A 5,324-nucleotide genomic window follows, 5' to 3' on the forward strand; every position below is an offset into this window, starting at 1 on the left:
CACTTTCTGCTCAGCGGCTACCTCTTCTACTGGATCGTCATCGGCGTCGACCCCACCCCCGGTCGCCCCCTGCCCGGGACCCACCGGCGAGCGCGCCGACTGGTGGTGGTACCAACCCTTCCAACCACAACCACCACCATCCAACAACTAGCCCGACGTTGAGCCCCGAAACAGGTTGCTGGATAGACGAATTCGTACGCTGTCAGCGCGGCTTTGCATGTCCCGGCGTGTCACGGCGCGCCAGCTCGGCCAGCATCGCGTTGTAGGCGACCAGCTCTGCGTCGTCGTCACGGTCGGCGGCGCGGTCGAGCCGCCGGGCGGTGCGGTCGTCGCTGCGGGCCCACTGCACCAGGAGCGCGAGCATCACGATCACCAGGGGCAGTTCGCCGGCCGCCCAGGCAATGCCGCCGCCCAGCCGCTGGTCCCCCAGCAGGTCGGTGTGCCAGCTCAAACCGAGCGAGCGGTAATAGTCGGCGCCGAGCACCCTGCGGGTGCCCATCAGCACCACCCCGAAGAACGCGTGCAGCGGCAGCGAGGCGAACACCACGCCCACCTTGGCCAGCGGCGGGATCGGTCGCGGGGTGGGGTCGACGCCGATGACGATCCAGTAGAAGAGGTAGCCGCTGAGCAGAAAGTGGACGTTCATCGCGAGATGGCCCGCGTGACTGCCGACGGCGATGTCGAACAAGTTCGACAGGTACAACCCGTAGAAGCCGGCGACGAAGAGCACGGTGGCGACGACCGGGTTGGTGAGGAACCGCGATAGGCGGCTGTGCAGCGCGGCCAGCAGCCATTCCCGCATACCGGGCGGTTCGTCGCGGCCGGCGGCGGGCAACGCGCGCAGGGCCAGGCTCACCGGGGCGCCGAGCACCAGCAGGATCGGCACCAGCATCGACAGGCCCATGTGGGCGACCATGTGGACGCTGAACATCGCCGGCATGTAGCGGCCGACGCCCGACGAGGTGACGAACAGCAACGCCAGGCAGCCCAGCAGCCAGGACGCCGTCCGGCCCGGCGGCCAGGCGTCGCCGCGGCGGCGCAGACGCACCACCGCGGCCACGTAGAGCGCGGCGAAGACGATCGCGGCGCTGCCGAAGATCAGGTCGAATCGCCAGTCGAACAGGATGCGCACCGCGGTGGGCGGTCCGTTGAAGTCGTACCCGATCTCGGCTTCGGGAATCGAGGGCAGCCGGCTCGGTGGAGGCGGTGGCGGGGTGCGCCCCAGCCCGACGGCGACGCCGAAGGTGAGGCCGAAGACCGCGGCCTCGGCGAGCGCCAGCCGGAGCAGGGCGCGGCGGCCGCCGGAGTCGGCCGGTTCGGCTTGCAGCCGCGCGACGGCGATGCGCCGCTGGCGCCAGCCGATGACCCCGAGCGCGCACAGCGCGAGGAACTTGGCGATCACTAACCGGCCGTATTCGGTGGTCACCAGGTCGCCGAGCGGCACGCGCACCACCGCGTTCACCACACCGCTGAGCGCCATCGCGACCCAGCACCAGAGCGCGATCGCGGAGAACCGCCGGGCCGCCAGCGCGACGTGTCCCCCGCCGCGCAGCCCGTAGGCGGCCAACGCGAGCAGTCCACCAGCCCAGATGCCGGCGGCCACGAGGTGGATGAGCAGGCTGTTGGTGGCCAGGTCGTGTGAGCCGCCGGCCGACGAGTGGCCCGTCAGTCCCAGGGGCAGCAGGGTCAGCAACGAGCCGGCGAACAGCAGCGGCGTCCACGACCAGCGCAGCACCGCCAGGCTCGCCAGCATCACCAGCGCCGCCAGCGCCGCGGTCCAGCGCCACGCGGAGGCGGTGGTGACCAGCCCGGCCACCGACCAGATCCGTGCCGGGTCGAGCAGCGCGACCAACGGGCGCCCCGACACGTCGGAGATGGTCAGCGGCACCAGCAGCGCCGCGCACACCGCCCAGACCCCGGACGCCACCGTGCCCAGCCGAAGCGCCCGGTACCCGTCGGCGTCCAGGACGCCGCTGCGTTGCGGTGGCGCCAGGAAAGCCGCGAACAGAAAGGACCCCACGGCCAGCACCGCGGCGATCTCCCCCGCGGCCCGGACGAACGGCAGCCCCAACGTGGTCGTCGGGCCCGGGTCCGGCAACCCGGTGGCGGTCAGCGCGTCGGCCAGCGACAGCGCCCCGATACCGGCCGCCGTGCATCCCGCCAGCAACGCGACGCCGATCAGCAGCGGCCACACCAGCGCGCGTGGTGCGGTCACGGACCGGTCGACCGTCATACAACCAGGGTATGGGCGCGGATCCGCGACTACCGAGCCAGGCGCTCCTCGCGGGCCTTGGCCTCGCGGGCGACGAACTGATTACGCGCGATCCGCCCGATGTAATCGGAGTCCCGCAGGATGCCCCTCAGTTCCTCCCGGAACGCGCCCCGGCGCTCGGCGAGGTCCGGGCCCGGCGCGACCAGATCCTGGTCGGCGACGACCTGATACGCGGTGGCGAACAGCAACGTCGACACCGATTCGCTGCTGCGCACCCGCGTCTGCGCCACATACTGGCGCCCCACGCCCAGTGCCGACTCCGTCAACTCCTTCTGGCCGACGTCGGCCGGCGCGTCGCGCAGCACGTCGGCGACGATCTCATAGGCCTCGAAGAACACCCGCAGCATCGCGTCAGCCATCAACGGCCGCTTGGAGAACAACAGCGCGTCGATCTCTTCGCCGCCCGCGGTGACATGGCCTTCCCAATCGTCGTGCCAGGCCATCTCTTCGGCGATGTTTTCCCGAAACGCCGCCGAGTCCGCGAAGTAGAAGTCGAACTTCAACAGGTCGCGCAGCCGCATCGCCTGATCCCAGAAGGCCCGCATGCGGTCACCCTCGACGTGCCGCGCATGCGCCAGCGCGAGCTCGACGATCGAGGTCTCCAGGAACGCGTGGATCAGCGAGTTGCGGTAGAACGCGGCCGCGTGCTGCTCGTCGGGGGCGATGCGCCACACCGGCTCCCGTCCACCGTCGACCCGGGTGATCGGGTGCCCGTTGGACAACGCGTCGACCACCGCGCGCACGCCGTCGCGCGAGCGCAGCCGCAACGCGCTCGTCGACATCGGGTTTTGCTTGCGTTCCAGGTAGTCCAGCGAATCCTGCAGGGTGTGGTGCAGCTGACCGAGCGTCAACGCCGCGCCGCGGGTGGTCAGCAGCAGCGCGCATACCAGGCCGGTGGCCGTCACCGGCGTCGCCTGCAATATCCGCCACGCGACCTCGAACGACATCTTCTGCAGCGCAAGTCGTTTGGCGTCCTGGTCCTGGACCAGCGGGCCGTGCGTCGGGCCCAGGTACTGGCGCATCGAAACGGCTTCGGGGAAGCGGACGTAGATCTTGCCGTAGTTGCGTTCGCCCTGCGCGCGGATGAAGTTGTAGAGCCAGCCCACGCCTTCGGGCGTCTTCTCGCCGCCCCGGGCGTAGGCCGCATACTCGGCGGTCTCGTGCAGCTGATCGAAGCTGATGGACACCGGCTGCAGCAGGATGTCTTCGCTGCGCCCATCCAGGTAGGCGTCGGCGACGTAGGCGAGCAGGCCCAGCTTCGGGGGCAGCATCTTGCCGGTGCGCGACCGCGTGCCCTCGATGGACCAACTCAGGTTGAACCGCTTTTCGACGATGTAACCGACGTATTCGCGCAGCACGTACTTGTAGAGCGGGTTGTCGCCGATGTTGCGGCGGATGAAGATGACGCCGGACCGGCGCAACAGCGGCCCCATCGCACCGAATGACAAGTTGATGCCGGCGAACACGTGCACGGGCGGAAGCCGGTTCTCCTGCATCGCCACCGGCACCACCGCGCCGTCGATGTAGGAGCGGTGCGAGAACAACAGCACTGCGGGGTGGGTTTCCAGGGCGGCGCGCATCGCGGCGACCTGGTAGCCGTCGTAGTCGATCTCGGGGTCGAATCCGCGGCTGAGCGCCCTCCCCAGGACGCCGACCAGGTCGACCGACACCCGGCTCCAGCCGGTGGCGAGTTCGTCGAGCATCTCGCCCGCTTCGTCGACGGTGGCGCCGGGGATCGTCTTCAGCCCGGCTCGAAATCGGCTGGACTCCAAGATCTCCGGCTTCACCAGTCGCGGAGATTTGTACTGCGGCCCCAGGATTCGGTACTCGACGCGTTCCAGCGCAAGCAGAGCGCGGCGGATGACGAACCGGGCGAAGTCGCACGAGTTCTCCCCGACGGTGATCTCGCGCCACTGCTGGCGCAGTTCGGAGACTTTGGCCGGTTCGCCTGCCACCACTCGCGCCCGCTGGGGCGCGTTGCCCATGATCTGCAGTTGCTGACGCTCGTTGGGATGGTAGGGGTCCCGGCCGGGCAGCAGGCCGGCCAGCTTCGCGATCCTGCCGCGATTGGGCGGCGGCAACCAGAACACCCGCACCGGCACGACCGCACGGTCGTCGTTGGCGTCGTTGGCAGCCTCGAGCTGCTCGATCAGCGCGGCGAGCGCGCCGGCCGGCGCGTTGGGCGGCGGCAGCTCCAGGACGTCGAATCTCGCCTCGGGCCGGTCGGCGCGCTGTTGCGCCATCCAGGCCGTCACCAGTTCCCTCTCCACCGGCGACGCCATGGACGCCAATACCAGCGAGTCTTGGCCGGTGAGCACCGCGGTGGTATCCGCGGCCGGTTCGGTCACGGCCGCCCTTCGGGCGGGGATTCCGGCGGCTCGGCACCGGCGGCCGCCTGGGCGGGCCGTTGCGCCTCACCGTCTTTGAGGACGGCCTGAGACTCGTGGGGATCCGCCTTGGCCGGCTTGGATTTCGAGGCGGCCTTCTTCGCCGGCGCTTTTCTTGCCGGTGACTTCGAACCGGCCTTAGCCGCAGTCTTTTTCGCGGGCGCCGTGGTCTTTGCAGACGACTTCTTCTCCGCGTGCAGGTCGACCTCGGGCAGCTCGTCGATCGGCCAATTGGCCAGCGTGTCCAAATACAGCTGCCGGACCTCGGCGATGCGCTCCGGCAGATTCTCGACGGTCCAGTCCTGCACCGAGATCGGCGGGAACACCGCGACGTCGACCGTGCCGGGGTTGATGACCGTGGAGTTCCTGGCGGCGACCAGCTCCGCGTTGCGGATCACGATCGGGACGATCGGGATCCCGGCCGCCATGGCGAGGCGGAACGGCCCCTTCTTGAACGGCCCGACCTCGGTGGTGTCGACCCGGGTGCCTTCCGGGGCGATCACGATCGAAAGCCCTTTCCTGGCGCGGTCTTCGACCTCGTGCATCGTCTCCATGGCCGCGGCGGGGTCGTCCCGGTCGATGAACACCCCGTCGAGCAGCCTGCCGAGCGTGCCCATGATCGGGTCCTTTTGCAGCTCCTTCTTGCCCACGCCGATCCAGTTGTC

Annotated in this window: 3 protein-coding genes and 1 pseudogene; 1 reads left to right on the forward strand and 3 read right to left on the reverse strand. The window is 69.6% G+C overall.

The features are described 5' to 3' along the window. Positions 1-151 (forward strand): annotated as a pseudogene (locus A9X03_RS30535) (hypothetical protein); the annotation flags it as partial. Between the two features lie 51 nt (positions 152-202). On the opposite strand, the gene A9X03_RS25910 reads toward A9X03_RS30535, so the two are convergent. The 3 genes from A9X03_RS25910 to A9X03_RS25920 form a co-directional block, all read right to left on the reverse strand. Next, complete coding sequence (locus A9X03_RS25910) at positions 203-2,233, reverse strand: cytochrome c oxidase assembly protein (RefSeq protein WP_068263674.1); 2,031 nt, start codon at positions 2,231-2,233, stop codon at positions 203-205. A 29-nt stretch (positions 2,234-2,262) separates the two neighbouring features. Further along, positions 2,263-4,620, reverse strand: a complete 2,358-nt coding sequence (locus tag A9X03_RS25915) for a glycerol-3-phosphate 1-O-acyltransferase (protein ID WP_068263676.1) — start codon at positions 4,618-4,620, stop codon at positions 2,263-2,265. Further along, the coding region (locus A9X03_RS25920; protein ID WP_197696148.1) for a 1-acyl-sn-glycerol-3-phosphate acyltransferase at positions 4,617-5,324 on the reverse strand (708 nt) is incomplete at its 5' end. The genes A9X03_RS25915 and A9X03_RS25920, both read right to left, overlap by 4 nt.

It is taken from the genome of Mycobacterium sp. E1715, from assembly GCF_001667625.1.
Lineage (GTDB): Bacteria > Actinomycetota > Actinomycetes > Mycobacteriales > Mycobacteriaceae > Mycobacterium.

Excerpts from the sequence above, each read along its gene's own strand:
- A9X03_RS25910 (WP_068263674.1), bottom strand. The coding sequence starts at position 2,233 with ATGACGGTCGACCGGTCCGTGACCGCACCACGCGCGCTGGTGTGGCCG.